The 17,497-nt window shown below is 62.7% G+C and carries 13 protein-coding genes and 2 tRNA genes; 8 read left to right on the top strand and 7 right to left on the bottom strand.

Annotated features, from left to right (window positions below; all coding sequences use genetic code 11):
• Positions 1-7: 7 nt before the first annotated feature.
• Positions 8-280: a hypothetical protein gene (locus GRI65_RS04975; RefSeq protein WP_160755379.1), complete on the top strand. Its 273-nt coding sequence runs from the start codon at positions 8-10 to the stop codon at positions 278-280.
• 125 nt (positions 281-405) lie between these two features.
• On the top strand, positions 406-3,153 hold the full coding sequence (secA, locus tag GRI65_RS04970; protein WP_160755378.1) for a preprotein translocase subunit SecA: 2,748 nt from the start codon (positions 406-408) through the stop codon (positions 3,151-3,153).
• An 81-nt stretch (positions 3,154-3,234) separates the two neighbouring features.
• Here the strand turns inward: secA and GRI65_RS04965 are convergent.
• Both GRI65_RS04965 and GRI65_RS04960 read right to left on the bottom strand, forming a co-directional pair.
• Positions 3,235-3,309, bottom strand: a tRNA-Asn gene (locus tag GRI65_RS04965).
• Between the two features lie 104 nt (positions 3,310-3,413).
• Positions 3,414-4,202, bottom strand: a complete 789-nt coding sequence (locus GRI65_RS04960; RefSeq protein ID WP_160755614.1) for an NAD kinase — start codon at positions 4,200-4,202, stop codon at positions 3,414-3,416.
• A 120-nt stretch (positions 4,203-4,322) separates the two neighbouring features.
• On the opposite strand from GRI65_RS04960, the gene GRI65_RS04955 reads away from it, so the two are divergent.
• A complete protein-coding gene (locus tag GRI65_RS04955; RefSeq protein WP_160755377.1) occupies positions 4,323-5,687 on the top strand; it encodes a GGDEF domain-containing phosphodiesterase in 1,365 nt (454 codons plus the stop codon).
• A 3-nt stretch (positions 5,688-5,690) separates the two neighbouring features.
• On the opposite strand, the gene mfd is transcribed toward GRI65_RS04955, so the two are convergent.
• Entirely contained in the window at positions 5,691-9,167 is a 3,477-nt protein-coding gene (mfd, locus tag GRI65_RS04950; protein ID WP_160755376.1) for a transcription-repair coupling factor, read from the bottom strand.
• A 38-nt stretch (positions 9,168-9,205) separates the two neighbouring features.
• Complete coding sequence (locus tag GRI65_RS04945; protein ID WP_160755375.1) at positions 9,206-9,484, bottom strand: FAD assembly factor SdhE; 279 nt, start codon at positions 9,482-9,484, stop codon at positions 9,206-9,208.
• 52 nt (positions 9,485-9,536) lie between these two features.
• Between GRI65_RS04945 and recG the strand changes: the two genes are divergently transcribed.
• A complete protein-coding gene (gene recG / locus GRI65_RS04940; RefSeq protein ID WP_160755374.1) occupies positions 9,537-11,594 on the top strand; it encodes an ATP-dependent DNA helicase RecG in 2,058 nt (685 codons plus the stop codon).
• Here recG and GRI65_RS04935 read toward each other — a convergent pair.
• Positions 11,591-12,067 carry a low molecular weight protein-tyrosine-phosphatase gene (locus GRI65_RS04935; RefSeq protein ID WP_160755373.1) on the bottom strand — a complete coding sequence of 159 codons (477 nt, stop codon included), beginning with the start codon at positions 12,065-12,067 and terminating at the stop codon, positions 11,591-11,593. The genes recG and GRI65_RS04935 overlap by 4 nt on opposite strands.
• Positions 12,064-13,422 (bottom strand): ABC1 kinase family protein, encoded by a 1,359-nt coding sequence (locus tag GRI65_RS04930; protein WP_160755372.1) that lies wholly within the window; start codon positions 13,420-13,422, stop codon positions 12,064-12,066. Before GRI65_RS04930 ends, GRI65_RS04935 begins: the two co-directional genes overlap by 4 nt.
• Positions 13,423-13,461: 39 nt before the next feature.
• Here GRI65_RS04930 and GRI65_RS04925 point away from each other — a divergent pair, with 39 nt between their 5' ends.
• A complete protein-coding gene (locus tag GRI65_RS04925) occupies positions 13,462-13,911 on the top strand; it encodes a DUF3429 domain-containing protein (protein ID WP_232843913.1) in 450 nt (149 codons plus the stop codon).
• 18 nt (positions 13,912-13,929) lie between these two features.
• Here GRI65_RS04925 and GRI65_RS04920 read toward each other — a convergent pair.
• A tRNA-Pro gene (locus GRI65_RS04920) sits at positions 13,930-14,006 on the bottom strand.
• A gap of 110 nt (positions 14,007-14,116) precedes the next feature.
• Between GRI65_RS04920 and thyA the strand changes: the two genes are divergently transcribed.
• From thyA to GRI65_RS04905, 3 genes are all read left to right on the top strand, one after another.
• Positions 14,117-15,049 carry a thymidylate synthase gene (gene thyA, locus GRI65_RS04915; protein ID WP_160755370.1) on the top strand — a complete coding sequence of 311 codons (933 nt, stop codon included), beginning with the start codon at positions 14,117-14,119 and terminating at the stop codon, positions 15,047-15,049.
• 83 nt (positions 15,050-15,132) lie between these two features.
• Positions 15,133-16,434, top strand: coding sequence for a 3-methyl-2-oxobutanoate dehydrogenase (2-methylpropanoyl-transferring) subunit alpha (locus GRI65_RS04910; RefSeq protein ID WP_160755369.1), 1,302 nt, complete (start codon positions 15,133-15,135; stop codon positions 16,432-16,434).
• A complete protein-coding gene (locus tag GRI65_RS04905) occupies positions 16,431-17,492 on the top strand; it encodes an alpha-ketoacid dehydrogenase subunit beta (protein ID WP_160755368.1) in 1,062 nt (353 codons plus the stop codon). The genes GRI65_RS04910 and GRI65_RS04905 overlap by 4 nt, the downstream gene beginning before the upstream one ends.
• Positions 17,493-17,497: the final 5 nt, after the last annotated feature.

The following is a 17,497-nucleotide window of genomic DNA, read 5'->3' as shown; positions in this document are numbered from 1 at the left end:
AGCAGTAATGTTTCGCCGTCTTCTCACCTGCCTTGCGCTCATCACCGGCCTCGCGGCTGTGGGTGCGCCTGCCAACGCGGCGGTGTTCGATACACTGAGCGAACAGGTCAGCGGCACCGGAGCACCTTGCCAGCAGGGCAAGGTAACCCAATGCGACTGTGTGGTCCAACCGTCCACCAGTCCGTCCAAGGGTGGCCCGGTCAAAGTGTGCAAGGCACGCAAACCGATCGTGATCTTCATACCCACGATCCATTTCGGTGCCGACCGCGCCTACGAATAGAACCGGCGAATAGAGCCTGGCGAACACCACCAGGACTTCTCTCTGATTCCCGTGTGCCGCGCAGCTTAAACAAGCGCTTGCGGCCAATTTATCCAGACATATCAGGCCCGACAGGACCCATACCCATGCTCAAGACACTCGCGAAATCCGTATTCGGATCCTCGAACGATCGTTACGTCAAATCCATCGGCAAGATCGTCGACCAGGTAAATGCGCTCGAAGACCAGATCACCGCGCTGTCGGACGAGGAGTTGCAGGCGCAGACCGAGAAGTTCCGCGCGCAACTGGCCGACGGCAAGACACTCGCCGATATCATGCCGGAAGCCTTCGCCACCGTCCGGGAGGCATCTGTCCGCGTGCTCGGCATGCGGCACTTCGATGTCCAGCTGATCGGCGGCGTCGTGCTGCACCGCGGTGAGATCGCGGAAATGCGCACGGGTGAGGGCAAGACGCTGGTGGCGACGCTGGCGACCTATCTCAACGCGATCGAGGGCAAGGGCGTCCACGTCGTCACGGTCAACGATTACCTCGCCCGCCGCGACGCCGATTGGATGGGTCAGCTGTACACCTGGCTGGGCCTGACCGTCGGTGTGATCGTGCCCAATCTCGGCGAGTTCGAGCGGCGCGAGGCCTACGCCGCCGACATTACCTACGGCACCAACAACGAATTCGGATTCGATTATCTGCGCGATAACATGAAGCACGAGCGCGGCCAGATGGTCCAACGGCCGTTCAATTTCGCGATTGTCGATGAAGTGGATTCGATCCTGATCGACGAGGCCCGAACCCCGCTGATCATCTCCGGACCGACCGAAGACAAGACCGAGCTGTATGTTCAGATCGACGCCATCGTGAAGCAGATCGACCCCGATTTCTACGACGCGGACGAAAAGACCAAGAACATTTCGTGGACTGAAGACGGGACCGAGAAAGTCGAACAGATGCTGGCCGAGGCGGGCTTGCTCGAAAGCGACAATCTGTACGATGTGGTGAACACCCAGGTGGTCCATCACCTCGACCAGGCGCTCAAAGCGAACATCATGTTCAAGCGCGACACCGATTACATCATCAAGGACGACAAGGTCGTCATCATCGATGAATTTACCGGCCGGATGATGGACGGGCGCCGCTGGTCCAACGGCCTTCACCAGGCCGTCGAAGCCAAGGAAGGCATGAAGATCGAGCCGGAAAACCAGACGATGGCCTCGATCACCTTCCAGAATTATTTCCGCATGTATCCCAAGCTGTCCGGCATGACCGGCACCGCCGCCACCGAAGCAGGCGAGTTCTGGGAAATCTACAAGATGAACGTGGTCACCATCCCGACCAACGTTCCGGTCCTGCGGATCGACGAGGAAGACCAGTTCTTCAAGAACACCGAAGACAAGTTCAGGGCGATTGCCAAGGCGATCGCAGAGAAGGCGGAAATCGGCCAGCCGACCCTGGTGGGCACGGTTTCGATCGAGAAGTCGGAGCTGCTGTCGAAATTCCTCGATGATGAAGGCGTCAAGCACTCCGTCCTCAACGCGCGCTTTCACGAAAGCGAAGCGCATATCGTGGCGCAGGCCGGGCGTCTCGGTGCGGTTACCATCGCCACGAACATGGCGGGCCGCGGTACCGACATCCAGCTCGGCGGTAACGTCGAGTTTCGCGAGAATGACGAACTCGCCGGGATGCCCGAGGGGCCGGAACGCGACGCCGCGCTCGACAAGATAAAGGCCGAAGTGAAGGCTGAACGCCAAAAGGTGCTGGAAGCGGGCGGCCTGTTCGTGCTCGGCACGGAGCGTCACGAAAGCCGCCGGATCGACAACCAGCTGCGCGGCCGTTCGGGCCGTCAGGGCGACCCCGGCCTGTCTCGCTTCTACCTGTGCCTCGAAGACGATCTCCTGCGTATTTTCGGGCCCGACACTCTGTTCAGCCGGATGATGAATTCCAACCTGGAAGACGGCGAGGCAATCGGCTCGAAATGGCTCAGCAAGGCCATCGAGACGGCGCAGAAGAAGGTCGAGGCGCGCAATTACGACGTTCGCAAGCAGGTCGTCGAATACGATGACGTGATGAACGACCAGCGCAAGGTGATCTACGAACAGCGCGCCGAAATCATGGACAGCGAAACGGTTGACGAGGTGGTGGTCGATATGCGCCACGACACGGTCAACTCGATTGTCAGCACCGCATGCCCTCCCGGTTCCTACCCCGAACAGTGGGATATCGCGGGCCTGAAGGAGCGGACTGCCGAAGTGCTGGGGATTTCTCCGCCGATCGACAGCTGGCTCGAAGAAGACCATGTCGAGCCGGAGATGATCGAGGAGCGGCTTCGCACCGAAGTCGATGCGATCATGGAACAGAAGATGGCGGCGTCGGAGCCGGGCATCTGGCGCCGGGTCGAGAAGAGCATCCTGCTGGAACGGCTCGACTATCACTGGAAAGAACACCTCGCTACGCTGGATGCGCTGCGTCAGGTGGTGTTCCTGCGCGCCTATGCGCAGAAACAGCCGATCAACGAATACAAGCAGGAGGCGTTCGGCTTGTTCGAGCACATGCTGGATTCGCTGCGGATCGATATCACCAGTATCCTCCTCAAGAGCCAGCTGCGCATGGCACCTCCGCCGCAGGAGGCTTTGCCCGATCTGCCGGACTTCCTGACCGGGCATGTCGATCCGCTGAGCGGGCTCGACGATTCCGACGACAATGACGGGTCCGCCGGGCGCGAAGCCATGTTCGGATCCTTCGCTGGCTCTCCGCGAGCCGCGGCGGGTCCGGGTGGTTCGAACAAGGCAAATCCCTATGCTGAGAAGGATGTCAGCCGCAACGCGCCGTGCCCATGCGGATCCGGCAACAAATACAAGCATTGCCACGGCGCCGCGGCGTAAAGCCGCAGTCGCCTGCAATACATCAAGGGCCGGTTCAGCGCTGCTGAACCGGCCCTTGGATATTCCGTATCAGGAAAAGAGTGGCTCCCCGAGTTGGATTCGAACCAACGACCAAGTGATTAACAGTCACCTACTCTACCGCTGAGCTATCGGGGAACACGATCTCAGCCGCCCTTGCGGGCAGGAGTGCGCCTATATGCAGGGCGGATTCGTTTGGCAAGTGGATGCGGGCGCGACGGGTGAAAAAGTCTCGCCCGAATTCACACCATGAACTGTTCCGCGACGATCCTTTCGTCAAGCGAATGGCCGGGATCGAACAGTAGGGTGAGCTGGGATTCGCGCGCGATTTCCAGCGACACCTCGGCGATGTCGCGCAATTCTTTCTGGTCGGCGACGGCGGATACGGGTCGTTTGACCGAATCCAGCACCCGAAACGTGATGCGGCTGCGGTCGGGCAGGATCGCTCCACGCCAGCGCCGCGGCCGGAATGCGGAGATCGGTGTCAGGGCAAGCAATTGTGAATCCAGCGGCAGGATCGGCCCGTTGGCGGACAAATTGTAGGCGGTCGATCCGGCCGGCGTCGCCACCAGCACACCGTCGCAGACCAGTTCCCTGATCCGCACCTTGTCGTCGACGGTCACTTCCATCTTCGCGGTCTGTCGGGTTTCGCGCAGCAACGAGACCTCGTTGATGGCGCAGAACGTGTGATGCGCGCCGTCCTGCGTCACCGCTTCCATCCGGAGCGGCGCAATGGCGATCGACCGCGAGCGGTTTACGCGGGCGAGGAAATTGGCGCGGCTGCGCTGCTTGTTCATCAGGAAGCCGACAGTGCCGAGGTTCAGGCCGTAGGCCGGGATAACCCGCTCGTTGTCGAGCATGTGATGCAGGGTCTGCAGCATGAAGCCGTCTCCGCCCAGGACGACCACTGCCTCGGCATCCTCGATCGGGACCCAATCGATCAGGCCGCGCAGTTCCGCTTCTGCTTCGATTGCCCGTTCGGTGTCCGATGCGAGCAGGGCGAGGCGCGTGAAGTTGTGTCTGTCGATCAGAAGTCCGCTCCCCGGCGATCCGGCGCGATTGCCGTTGACGTTCCTATGGTCCGCTGTGCCATTTGGCAACGCATCTCACAATTCGCGGGCGTGCCCGGTGTTTCCGGTTAGGGCCGGAGCATGACCATTTCGCACCCACAGAAGCATACCTCGTCCGCGAGTCCGGTCCACGCTGGCCAGCGCGATCCGCTGACCGGCCTGGCCGACGCAGCAGCGGCACAGGTCCGGCTGAGCGAATGGCACGACCAGGCTGCGAAGGAGGGCTGTGCAGCACCGGTCCATGTCCTGTTGCTCGCGCTCGGCCGGTTCGATGCGGTCAATCTGGCTTACGGCGAGGCTGCGGGAGATGGCGCGCTGGTTACCGTGGCGCAGCGGATCGGCCACTTCGCGAACGATGAATTGGAAGATGGCGACTGGATTGCGGCGCGGATCGGCGGCGGGAAATTCCTGCTGGCGGTGCGCGAGGCGTGCAGCCGGGAACGGTGGCAATGGCTGGGCGAGGCGCTGGCCGACGCCGTGGCGCTGCCGATTGCCGGGCTGGGCGATGCCGGCACCCTGCGCCTGTGGCCGCGGGTCGCGCTGATGCGCGCGATGCCGGGCGAACGGCCGCAGGTGATTTTCGAGCGGGCGGGGGAAGCGCTGGACCGGGCGCAACATAGCCACGGCCAGCGGGTCCTTTGGGCCGATGGTAGCACCGCGCCGCGGGGCCGAACCGGTGCGCAACTTGAGGCCGACTTGCTCGGCGCGCTCGACCGGGAAGAGATCGAACTCGTTTATCAGCCGCAATACCGTCTGTTGCAATCAGCACCGGCCGGCGGCCTGCTGGTCGGGGCAGAGGCGCTGGCCCGCTGGCAGCATCCAATGCTTGGCCGGATTGGCGCCAGCGCGCTGTTCGCCATCGCCGAGCGGGCGGATCACGTTGCGCCTCTGTCGCGCCATATAGCCGAGCGGGCGCTGCGGGATGCTGCGCTTTGGCCGAAGGGAATGCGCCTGTCGCTCAACGTGACGCCAGCTGATCTCGCCGCCGCGAGTTTTGCCGCCGAATTGCAGGCAGTGGTCGCTTCGGCGGGGTTCTCGGCTGATCGGCTGACACTGGAAATCACCGAACATGTCTTGCTGGCCGATCTCGAACGGTCGGCTGCGATGCTCGGAAAATTACGAGCGGGCGGAATGCGGATCGCGCTCGATGATTTCGGCGCAGGGTTCTGCAATTTCCGCTATCTCCAGATACTTCCGCTCGATTACCTGAAGCTGGACCGCGCGATGGTCGAAGGGATTGCCGATGCCCCGCGGGACATGGCAGTGTTCCGCGCAATCGTCGCAATGGCCAAGGCGTTGTCGCTCCAGGTTATTGCCGAAGGGATCGAGACGGATGCTCAACGCGACCTGATCGCGGGCGAGGGCTGCGAATTCTATCAAGGTTTCATAGCTTCCCTGCCGATGCCCGCGGCGGAGTTCGCGGCACTAGCAAGGCGGTCGGCCTGACGCTCAGCGTTTCGCGGCCTTGCGAGCAATGCCGCTCAGACCCTTGGTCAGCTGAAACAGGCCATTGAGGCGCGAAATTGGATCGCTCCATGCGCGGTTGATCACCAGCTTCATGTCGGGCCGCAGCTTCGCGGTCTCGCCCAGTCGGTCGACATAGGACAGTAGGCCCATCGGGTCTGGGAAATCGTCCTTGTGGAACGTCACCAGCGTCCCGCGCGCGCCGACATCGATCTTGGAGATATTCGCGGTGATCGCCTGGTGCTTGATTTCGATCAGGCGGATAAGATTGCTGGTCGGCTGCGGCAGCGCTCCGAACCGGTCGATCATTTCCGCCGCCATCGCCTCGATCTCGGCCTTGTCGGCCGCGTTGTTTAGTCGGCGATACAGCGCCATCCGCACGGTCAGATCGGGCACGTAATCTTCCGGGATCATGATCGGCGCGTCGACGGTAATCTGCGGGCTGAGCTTGGCGGTGTCGCGTTCCAACCCGGTATCCCCGGCCTTTACCGCCATGATCGCGTCTTCCAGCATCGATTGGTACAATTCGAAGCCGACTTCCCGGATATGGCCGGATTGTTCGTCACCCAGCAAATTGCCCGCGCCGCGAATGTCGAGATCGTGGCTGGCGAGCTGGAACCCGGCACCCAGGCTGTCGAGATCGCCCAGCACTTTCAGGCGCTTTTCCGCGACTTCGGACAATTGCTGGTCACGCGGATGGGTCAGGTAAGCGTAGGCGCGCAGCTTCGAACGTCCCACACGGCCCCGTAGCTGGTACAATTGAGCGAGGCCGAAGCGGTCGGCGCGGTGGATGATGATGGTGTTGGCGGTCGGGATGTCTAGCCCGCTTTCCACGATCGTGGTCGACAGCAGAACTTCGTATTTGCGGTCGTAGAACGCGCCCATCCTCTCTTCGACCTCGGTCGGAGACATCTGGCCATGAGCGCTGATCGCCTTAACTTCGGGCACATGTTCGTGCAGCCATTCCTCGACCTGCGCCATATCGGCGATGCGCGGCACCACGATGAAGCTCTGGCCGCCGCGGTGATGTTCGCGCAGCAGGGCTTCGCGCATCACCATGTCGTCCCATTCCATCACATAGGTACGCACCGCCAACCGGTCTACCGGCGGGGTCTGGATCGTCGACAATTCGCGAAGTCCTGCCATCGCCATCTGCAGCGTGCGCGGGATTGGCGTGGCTGTCAGAGTCAGCACGTGGACGTCGGCGCGGAGCTGCTTGAGCTTTTCCTTGTGCGTGACGCCGAAGCGCTGCTCCTCGTCCACGATCACCAGCCCGAGGTCCTTGAACTGCGTCGACTTCGACAGGATCGCGTGCGTGCCGATGACCACGTCCATGGTGCCATCCTCAAGGCCCTTGCGGGTCTCGGTCGCTTCCTTGGTGGGGACGAGGCGGGACAGGCGACCGACCTTCAGCGGGAAACCGGCGAAGCGTTCAGCGAAGTTGGTGTAATGCTGGCGGGCGAGCAGCGTCGTCGGCGCAACTACCGCGACCTGCTGTCCGTTCATTGCGGCCACGAAGGCGGCGCGCAAGGCAACTTCGGTCTTGCCGAAGCCGACATCGCCGCACACCAGCCGGTCCATCGGCTTCCCGCTTTCGAGATCGCCCAGAACATCGGAAATCGCGCGGTCCTGATCGTCGGTTTCCTCCCACGGGAAACGGTCGACGAACTGATTGTAGGTTTGCTCGTCCGCGCTCAGCACCGGCGCCTTGCGGAGGGCGCGGGCGGCGGCGGTTCTCATCAGCTCGCCCGCAATTTCGCGGATCCGCTCCTTCATCCGCGAACTGCGGCGCTGCCATGCCTCGCCGCCGAGTTTGTCAAGCTGGACGAAGTCTTCCGAGGAGCCGTAGCGGGACAGGACCTCGAGGTTTTCGACCGGGATGTAGAGCTTGTCGCCCCCGGCGTATTCCAGCATCACGCAGTCATGCAGGCTCTTGCCCGCCGCGATCGGTTCCAGACCGAGATAGCGGCCGATGCCGTGGTCGCTGTGGACCACCAGGTCACCGGAGTTGAGGGCGGAAAGCTCGGCCAGGAATGCGTCGGCGTCCTTGCGTTTCTTCTTGCGGCGGACCAGCCGGTCACCGAGGATATCCTGCTCGGTCAGCAGTTCCATCTGGTCGTTGGCGAAGCCGCTTTCCAGCGGCAGTACCATAACCGCAGGTTTGCCTTTTGCCGCCAGACCGAGCGCTTCCTGCCAACTGCCGGCGAGCGCAGTTTCGCACCCGGCTTCCGACAGGATCGAGGCGATCCGTGCGCGGCTGCCGGTAGAATAGGTGGCGAGAAGGGGGCGCTTGCCGCCTTTGCCCAAGGCCTGCAGGTGCTGGGCGGCGGCGCTGTAGATGTTATCGCCGCGCGCCCGCTCTGGCGTGAAATCCCGCGCCGAGGTGAATCCGAAATCGACCACCGTCTCGCTTGGCGGTTCGGCAAAGATGCTGGTTTTGTGCACCGGCCACTGCTTGAGAAACGTCTCGTATTCCGGCCGCGTCAGATACAGGGCTTCTTCGGCAATAGGGCGGTAGCTGCCGGCCTTCTGGCCCGCCGCCGCCTGCCGCGACTGATGGTATTCGGTAATGTCAGACAGGCGTTCGTCACCGGCGGAGATCGCCGCGGTATCGATGATGATCTGATCGTCCTGCGACAGATGGTCGAACAGGGTCGCCAACTTCTCCTCGAAGAGGGGCAGCCAATGTTCCATCCCCGCCTGCCGCCGCCCTTCGCTGACGGCCTGGTAAAGCGGGTCGCCCGTCGCCGCCGCGCCGAACATCTCGCGATACCGGCCGCGGAACCGCTTGATCGTGTCATCGTCTAACAGCGCCTCGCTGGCGGGCAGCAGCAAATGTTCCTTGATCGTCCCGGTGCTCATCTGCGTGCCGGGATCGAACAGGCGCAGGCTTTCCAGTTCGTCGCCAAAGAAATCGAGCCGCAGTCCCTGTTCCAGACCGGACGGGAAGATATCGAAGATCGAGCCGCGAACGGCGAATTCGCCCGCGTCGATGACGGTATCGGTGCGGGAATAGCCCTGCCGCATCAGCAGGTGAGTCAGGCTGTCATGGCCGATCTCCGTACCGGGCTTGAACATCCGGACGGACTCACGAATGCGGAACGGTGTCAGCACCCGCTGCAGCACCGCGTTGACCGTGGTTACCAGCAATTGCGAACCGCGCTTGCCGCTTTGTAGGCTGTGCAGCGCGGAAAGTCTCCGCGCGCTGACCGACAGGGCGGGGCTGGCGCGATCGTAGGGCAGGCAGTCCCACGCAGGAAATTCGATGACTTCCAGTTCGGGAGCAAAGAAATGCGCCGTTTCCGCCACGCCGCGCATCGCCGCTTCGTCCGCTGCGATGAACACTGCGCGGCCTTTCGATGCTCGCGCCAGATCGGCCAGTACCAGCGGCTGTGCCCCGCGCGCGACGGAGGACAGGGTCAGCGATGTGTTCGCATCCAGCATGCGGGAAAGGTCTGGCATTACGTGGCTCAATCCGGGAGGTGGAAAAACGGGAAGCGTCAGCGGGGTATTTCGACGTAGTCCAGCCGCATCATCAATTCCATTTGCGGGCCGGCCATGTGCTCGGGTACGTCTTGCGTTTTCAACGCCCAGGCCATGATGTCGACGTCTTCTTCGTCCAACAGGGTCTCGAACCAAACCAGCTCGGTTTCGCCCCAGCCGCCGTGATACCGGTCGAAGAAGCCGCCGATCATGTAATCGGCTTCCCTCGTGCCCCGGTGCCAGCCGCGGAATTTGGCGCGGGCGAAACGGGTCTCAAGGGAGGATTTATCGGGCATGGAGCGCGGTTAGGGCACTCGCCATTATCGCGCAAGCGGCTATAGGAAGGCCATGCGCCCTGAAGCCCTCAATCCCCTGTTTGTCGAGACTGAGGCGCTGGAAGGTGTCGGGCCGAAACTCAGGAAGCCGCTTGAGAAACTCGGGCTGTCCCGGGTGCGCGATATCATCTTCCACCTGCCCGAACGCTTCGTTACCCGGCGCGCAATTGCCGACCTCGATGCGGGAAGCGAGGGCGAGCAGATCATCGTCGCGCTGACCCCGATCGAACATCGCAGTTCCAGTGGCCGCGGGCCGTACCGCGTGCTGGCTCAGGACGAGGCAGGAAATGTCTGCTCGCTGACCTATTTCGGGCGAGCGTCGTTCTCCGCCAAGAAACTGTTGCCAGTGGGGGAGAAGCGCTGGGTGGCTGGCAGGCTCGACCGGTATGGCGACATACTCCAGATCGTCCATCCCGACCATGTGGTCGAGGATGGCGGCGATACATTGGGGCGGCTGAGCGAACCGGTTTACCGCCTGTCCGAAGGGTTGACGCAGCCCAAGGTGGCGGGGCTGGTGGAGCAGGCTCTAGCCCGGTTGCCTGAAATGCCGGAATGGATCGAACGGGCCCAATTGGCGAAGGAAGGCTGGCCGGACTGGGCGGATGCCTTGCGCGCCGCCCACAAATCGGAGGATGCCGGGCCGCGTGACCGGCTCGCCTATGATGAATTGCTGGCCAACAGTCTGGCGCTGATGCTGGTGCGGGCGGACAACCGGGCGCGCAAGGGGCAACCGCTGCGGGGCGACGGATCGTACCGCGGCAAGCTGCAATTGCCATTTCCGCTCACCGGCGCACAGACCCGCTCGATCGCCGAGATCGAAGGCGATCTGCAGCAGGAAGCGCCCATGCTGCGGCTGCTGCAGGGTGATGTCGGCGCGGGGAAAACGGTGGTCGCGCTGGAAGCGATGCTGATCGCGGTGGAGGCGGGTGCGCAGGCGGCAATGCTGGCGCCCACTGAAATCCTGGCGCGGCAGCACTATGAAACGCTCCGCACCATGGCAGCGCCCACCGGAGCGCAAGTTGCACTGCTGACTGGCAGGGACAAAGGCCGCGCTCGGGAATCCATCCTGATGGGGCTGATGGATGGCAGCATCCAGATCGTGGTCGGCACCCATGCGATATTCCAGGACACGGTGAATTACCGCAACCTCGGCCTGGTGGTGATCGACGAGCAGCACCGTTTCGGGGTTGCCCAGCGGTTGATGCTGGCCAGCAAGGGTCGGCGCACACCGCATACGCTGGCGATGACCGCCACGCCGATCCCGCGCACGCTGACACTGGCGCAATATGGTGAGATGGATGTCAGCCGCCTCGACGAGATGCCTCCGGGCAGGCAGGCGATCGATACGCGGGTGGTGGCACAGGAACGGCTGCCCGACGTGGTCGAGGCGGTTGGGCGGCATGTTGCCTCCGGCCAGCAAGCCTATTGGGTTTGCCCGATGGTGCGCGACAACGAAACGGACGATATCGCCGCAGCGGAGGCACGCTACGCTTCCCTGCACGAACGGTTTGGCGAGGATGTCGTGCTGGTCCACGGCCAGCTCAAGCCCGAGATGAAGGACGCCGCGATGGAGCGGTTCGCCAGCGGCGCTGCGAAATTGCTGGTAGCGACAACCGTGATCGAGGTCGGGGTGGATGTTCCCGCATCAACCCTGATGGTAATCGAACAGGCGGAGCGGTTCGGCCTGGCACAATTGCACCAATTGCGCGGCCGGGTAGGGCGCGGATCGGAAAAATCGACCTGCCTGCTGCTGCGCGGTTCCACCATGTCCGAGACTGCGCGCGAACGTCTCGCCCTGATGCGCGAAACGCAGGACGGTTTCCTGTTGGCGGAGGAAGACCTGCGACTGCGCGGCGGAGGCGAACTGCTGGGAACCCGGCAGTCGGGCGACACCCCGTTCCGGGTGGCGACGCTGGAGCAGATTACCCGGCTGCTGCCGCTCGCCCATGACGATGCGCGCCTGCTGATGGAACGGGACGGGGGCCTGTCCGGCCCCCGCGGGGAAGCGGCACGAATGCTGCTGTATCTGTTCGACCGCGACTGGGGTGTCCAGATGCTGCGCGGAGGCTAGTCCCTGCCGGACAGAAATCTTGCCACCAGCGCTTCGGCGGCCGCGCTGACATCGGCCCAGGTGGTTTCGAAATCGTCCTGGTTGCCGTGGTAGGGATCGACAACATCCTGCCCTTCGCGTCCTTCGACCACGTCCAGCAGCAGCGCAATTTCGGCCGTCGTGTTTGCGGGCGCGCGGCGCCTGATGTCGGATAGGTTCGCTGCATCGAGGGCGAAGATGTGGGTGAAGCGGGTGTAATCCTGCCCCGAAATCTGTCGGCCCTGGTAATCCAGTATGTCGATCCCGTACCGCGCGGCAGTTGTGATGCTCCGCGGATCCGGCGCGCTGCCGACATGATAGGACGCGGTCCCGGCGGAATCGGCTACTGCTTCCATCCCGGCATTCGCGGCGGCCTTGCGAAACGCGGCCTCCGCCATGGGTGACCGGCAGATATTGCCGAGGCATACGAACAAAACAGATGGTACCTGCTTCACAAAGCGGCCTCATGTGCGCCGATCGCTTCCAGCAGGATTGCGCGGACGTCGACCTTCGCCTGCAGCCGCGCGCACAGTAGGGCAGTACCGCTGATCTTGCGCTGGATGAACAGGGTTTCGGTAGGCGGCAGATGCCAGCTCGACCGGTCGGCGGCGATGCCCATCCCTTCGTCCCGTAAGACCGGTACGAATGAACGGTCGCCGAAATCAAACGGTCCGGTACGGCGAAATTCTTCGATGATTACCCGGGTCATTGTTTCCACGCTCGGGCGGTGGCGCGTGATTGTCGCCTCGTTGATGAACCCGGCGTCCAGCGAAGCGGCGATTACGGCGTCCGCGTCGTCGTCGATCGCGGCTGTCAGAAGCCTGCGATAGGAGTTTGCCACCTCGGGCGCGACCGCGCGGGTGGCACCGAAATCGAGCAGGACGATCCGCCCGGTGTCCATTTGGTAGCGGTAATTGGCGAAATTGGGATCGGTCTGCATGACCCCGAATTCGAACAGTTCGCGGCAGACCAGAGTGATGATGCGCCGCGCCACATCGTTACGCAGTTCGTGCGATTCGGTTTCGAGGCTTTCGATCGGGACACCCTCCTCGAAGCTCATCGCCAGCACCCGGCCGCGCGTCAGCGCCATGTCGAGTTCCGGAACGACAAAGCCGTCCTCTCCTGCCAGCCGCTCGCGGTACAGTTGCATCTGTTCGCCTTCGCGGTGATAATCGGCTTCCTCGTGAAGCTGAATCTTCGCTTCGGCGAGCAGCGGACCAAGATCGAGCTGCGGCGGGATCATGGTCGACATCCTGAGCAGCGACGCGACATTGTCGACATCGGCATCGATGCTTTCCCGGATGCCCGGATACTGCACCTTGATCGCCAGCGTCCGCCCGTCATGCGTGACCGCGCGGTGTACCTGCCCGATGGAGGCTGCGGCAATCGGGCGGATCTGGAAATGTGCAAATTGCCCCCGCCAATCCGGACCCCATTCCGCCGCCAGCACCTTTTCCAGCTGGCGCGAGGGCATGAACGTCGCGCCGTCCCGCAGCGTCGCCATGATCGCGGCGAGTTCGGGCGGGAGCATATCGCCAGCATCCATCGAGATCATCTGCCCCAGCTTCATCGCCGCACCGCGCAGGTGGGATAGCCGGTCCGCCAGCCGCGCCGCGTTGCCGGGGGTCAGGATCATGTTCTGGAACTTGGGCCGCTCTCCGTTCAGCAGGCGCCGCGTGCCTTCCGCCATCATGCCCCCGGCGATACCGGTCGCGAGACGGCCGAAACCGGATAGGCGGGACAATCGAGAACTGGGAACCGCGGATTGCCGTGGTGATCGGGCGCGCGGGGGTTTGTCTTCATCTGACATAGGCTGCATATGGGCCATGCAGCGATAGGGGCAAGCGAATTGGATAACCAAATTCCGGAGAAGGCGCGCTGGCTGGGCTATGCCGGATTGCTGCCGCAGCTAATCGCGGTGGTCCTTGTCGTGCGCGGCGGGGAATGGGGCTGGATCGCGCTGGCGTGCAGCTTTGCCTATGCGTCGCTGATTTTCAGCTTTCTCGGCGGTGTCTGGTGGGGGCAAGCCCTGTCGGATCCGGCTGCTCCGCTCTGGGCGTTCATCGCCGCTATCCTGCCCAGCCTGCTGGCGCTCGCGTTGTTCATTCCGTGGACGTTGGGGTGGGACTGGCCGGGGCCGTCGCTCCTTTGGCTGGGCGTGTTTATCGGACTGTCGCCGCTGGTAGACCGGAAACTGGGAATGGGCGGCCCGGCGTGGGTGCGGCTGCGCTGGCAACTGTCGCTCGGTTTGGGCGGCCTTACGATGGTGCTGGCGATTCTCGCGCTTCAGCAACGTTGATCCGTGGAGGGAGAAAAATGGTCGGGAAGAGAGGATTCGAACCTCCGGCCCCCGCCTCCCGAAGACGGTGCTCTACCAGGCTGAGCTACTTCCCGACCGGAACCGCCCCGTATGATGTTTTCGGGACAAGGCGGCATGAACGCGGCGCTATAATCGTGCGGCGGCGGGGTGACAAGTCGCCATTTTCACGGCTAGGGATGTGCAGATGCTAGAGACGAAACCGCACCCCGAATGGCAATATCTCGACCTGATGCGGCGCATCTGGACCGAGGGGAGCGAGCGACGGGATCGCACCGGCGTGGGTACGCGGTCGATTTTCGGCGCGACGCTGCGGTACGATCTGTCCTGCGGACGAATGCCGCTGCTGACCACCAAGCGGGTCTATTGGAAAACCGCCACGCGCGAGATGCTGTGGTTCCTGACAGGGGACACGAATATTCGCGTCCTGTGCCAGCAAGGCGTGCAGATATGGACCGACTGGCCGCTCGACAAATATCGCCGGGAGACGGGCGAGGACATCAGCCGCGAGGAATTTTCGGACCGTATCGTCAAGAGCGCAGAATTTGCCAAGAAGTGGGGCGATCTCGGGCCGGTTTACGGCAAGCAATGGGTCGATTGGCCAACGTACGAACCGGTCGGTGAGGGTGCCTACCGTAAGGGTTCGGGGATCAACCAGGTCGCCCAGGTGATCGAATCGCTGCGGACGAACCCGGGCAGCCGGCGGCACATCATCGAAGGATGGAACGTGGCGGAAGTGGACCAGATGGCGCTGCCTCCGTGCCACAAGACATACCAGTTCCATGTCGCGGACGGGCGGCTCAATTGCGTACTTTACCAGCGCAGCTGCGATGTCGCGCTGGGCCTTCCGTTCAACCTGTGGTCGGCCGCGCTGCTGCAACGGATGATCGCCCAGCAGGTCGATCTCGATCCCGGCGAGTTCGTGTGGATGGGCGGTGATACGCATCTCTATCTCAATCACGCGTCCTTGGTGGAAGAACAGTTGTCTCGGGAACCGGCGGGCGCGCCGATACTTGAAATCATCGGACGGCCCGACACGATCTTCGACTACCGGATAGAGAACTTCGAAGTGCAGGATTACGCCCCGCAGGGTGCGCTGAAGGCACCGATCGCGGTATGATCCGGCCATCTTGACGCTCGAACCGTTTTGAAATAAAATAACACACGTCTGTAAGAATGCTTCATAATGTGGGAGAGAGCGATATGGCCGACAGGCCCGCAAATGGAACCGCGCAGGGCAGCAACAAGCCCGCGCTGTCGCTCCACGTTCCCGAACCCAAATACCGTCCCGGGGACGAAGTTGATTTCTCCCATATCGCGATCACCAAGCCCGGCGCGCAGCCCCGGCCCGACGAAGCGTGCGAGGCGTCCGAAACCGCGCCGCTGACGCTCGACCTCATTCGCGTACTCGGCGACGATAATCAGGCGCATGGCCCGTGGGACCCCAAGCTCGACGCCGATACGCTGCGCCAGATGCTCCACCATTTCGCCATGGTCCGTGCCTTCGATGCGCGGATGTATCGCGGCCAGCGGCAGGGCAAGACCAGCTTCTACATGAAGTGCACGGGCGAGGAAGCGACCTCGATTTCGGCGGCGATGGCGCTGGCTTCCGACGACATGGTTTTTCCCAGCTACCGCCAGCAGGGCATCCTGATCGCGCGCGGCTATCCGCTGGTCGAGATGATCAACCAGATCTATTCCAACCGCGGCGACAAGCTGAAGGGTCGCCAGCTCCCGATCATGTATTCCAGCCGCGAAAATTCGTTCTTCTCGATCAGCGGAAATCTGGCCACCCAGACCCCGCAAGCCGTTGGCTGGGCCATGGCCTCGGCGATCAAGGGCGACACCCGCATTGCCGCCACTTGGGTCGGCGAAGGATCGACGGCGGAGGGTGATTTCCATTCCGCCTGCACCTTCGCTGCAGTGTATAATGCACCGGTTATCATCAATGTTGTCAACAACCAGTGGGCCATCTCCAGCTTCTCCGGCTTTGCCGGTGCTGAGCGGACGACCTTCGCCGCCCGCGCGCTGGGTTACGGTATTGCCGGCCTGCGGGTTGACGGTAACGATCCGCTCGCCGTTTACGCCGCGGAGCGCTGGGCCGCCAACCGTGCCCGGTCCAACTCAGGTCCAACCCTGATCGAGCATTTCACGTACCGCGCGGAGGGACATTCGACCTCCGATGATCCCGGCGCGTACCGCTCCGCTCACGAGGGCGAGGAATGGCCGCTGGGCGATCCCGTAAACCGACTCAAGAAGCACCTGATCGAGCTGGGCGAATGGGACGAGGATCGCCACGCCGCAATGGACATCGCTTGCGCGGAAGAAGTCAAAGCCGCCACCAAGGAAGCCGAAAAGAACGGCATCCTGGGCCACGGCCTGCATCATCCGTTCCACACGATGTTCGAGGACGTGTTCGAAACACTGCCGTGGCATCTCGAAGAACAGGCAGCACAGGCGATTCATGAACGCGAAGTCAAATGGCCGGAGGGCAAGAAGCCATGAGCGCGCCCGAAACCACTAACGACGCGCCGGTAGTGACCGAAGATACGCGGCGCCTGAACATGATCGAAGCGATCAACGAAGCGCTTGCGATCATGCTCGAACGTGATCCGGACGTGATCATATTGGGCGAGGACGTCGGTTATTTCGGCGGCGTGTTCCGCGCAACGGCGGGTCTGCAGGAAAAATTCGGCAAGACCCGGGTGTTCGACACACCGATCTCCGAATGCGGCATTATCGGGGTGGCTGTCGGGATGGGCGCTTATGGCCTGCGTCCGGTGCCCGAAATCCAGTTTGCCGACTATATCTATCCCGGACTCGACCAGTTGGTATCCGAGGCGGCACGGCTGCGCTACCGCTCGGCGGGCGAATTCATCGCACCGATGACCGTGCGGTCTCCCTTCGGCGGCGGTATCTTCGGCGGGCAGACGCACAGCCAGAGCCCCGAAGCGTTGTTCACCCACGTGTCCGGCATCAAGACGGTGATCCCGTCGACCCCGCACGACGCCAAAGGCCTGCTGATCTCCGCTATTGAAGACAACGATCCGGTCATCTTCTTCGAACCCAAGCGAATCTACAACGGCCCGTTCACCGGCTTTTACGACAAGCCGGTCGAACCATGGAAGAAACACCGCGATAGCCAGGTGCCCGAAGGGTATTACAAGATACCGCTGGGCAAGGCACGGACCGTGCGCGAGGGCGAGGCGCTGACCGTGCTGGTCTACGGCACGATGGTCCATGTCGCGGAAGCTGTGTGCGAAGCCCGCGGCGTCGATGCAGAAATCATCGATTTGCGCACGCTTGTGCCGCTGGATATCGAGGCGATCGAGACCTCAGTCAAGAAAACCGGCCGCTGCCTGATCATTCACGAAGCGACGCGCACTTCCGGCTTCGGCGCGGAACTTTCCGCCTTGGTGACGGAGCGCTGTTTCTATCACCTCGAAGCGCCGGTCGACCGCGTAACTGGTTTCGACACCCCCTATCCGCACAGCCTCGAATGGGCGTATTTCCCGGGTCCCGTCCGCATCGGCGAGGCCATCGACAAGATCATGAGCGAGTAAGCGCA

Origin of the sequence: Allopontixanthobacter sediminis (assembly GCF_009828115.1) — a bacterium.
Classification (GTDB): domain Bacteria; phylum Pseudomonadota; class Alphaproteobacteria; order Sphingomonadales; family Sphingomonadaceae; genus Allopontixanthobacter; species Allopontixanthobacter sediminis.
The sequence above is the reverse complement of the archived record's forward strand: the minus strand, read 5'-3'. Positions and strand labels throughout refer to the sequence as shown.

Excerpts from the sequence above, each read along its gene's own strand:
- mfd (WP_160755376.1), bottom strand. The coding sequence starts at position 9,167 with ATGCCAGACCTTTCCCGCATGCTGGATGCGAACACATCGCTGACCCTG.
- secA (WP_160755378.1), top strand. The coding sequence starts at position 406 with ATGCTCAAGACACTCGCGAAATCCGTATTCGGATCCTCGAACGATCGT.
- GRI65_RS04975 (WP_160755379.1), top strand. The coding sequence starts at position 8 with ATGTTTCGCCGTCTTCTCACCTGCCTTGCGCTCATCACCGGCCTCGCG.
- thyA (WP_160755370.1), top strand. The coding sequence starts at position 14,117 with ATGCTAGAGACGAAACCGCACCCCGAATGGCAATATCTCGACCTGATG.
- GRI65_RS04955 (WP_160755377.1), top strand. The coding sequence starts at position 4,323 with ATGACCATTTCGCACCCACAGAAGCATACCTCGTCCGCGAGTCCGGTC.
- recG (WP_160755374.1), top strand. The coding sequence starts at position 9,537 with ATGCGCCCTGAAGCCCTCAATCCCCTGTTTGTCGAGACTGAGGCGCTG.
- GRI65_RS04910 (WP_160755369.1), top strand. The coding sequence starts at position 15,133 with ATGGCCGACAGGCCCGCAAATGGAACCGCGCAGGGCAGCAACAAGCCC.
- GRI65_RS04905 (WP_160755368.1), top strand. The coding sequence starts at position 16,431 with ATGAGCGCGCCCGAAACCACTAACGACGCGCCGGTAGTGACCGAAGAT.
- GRI65_RS04945 (WP_160755375.1), bottom strand. The coding sequence starts at position 9,484 with ATGCCCGATAAATCCTCCCTTGAGACCCGTTTCGCCCGCGCCAAATTC.
- GRI65_RS04930 (WP_160755372.1), bottom strand. The coding sequence starts at position 13,422 with ATGTCAGATGAAGACAAACCCCCGCGCGCCCGATCACCACGGCAATCC.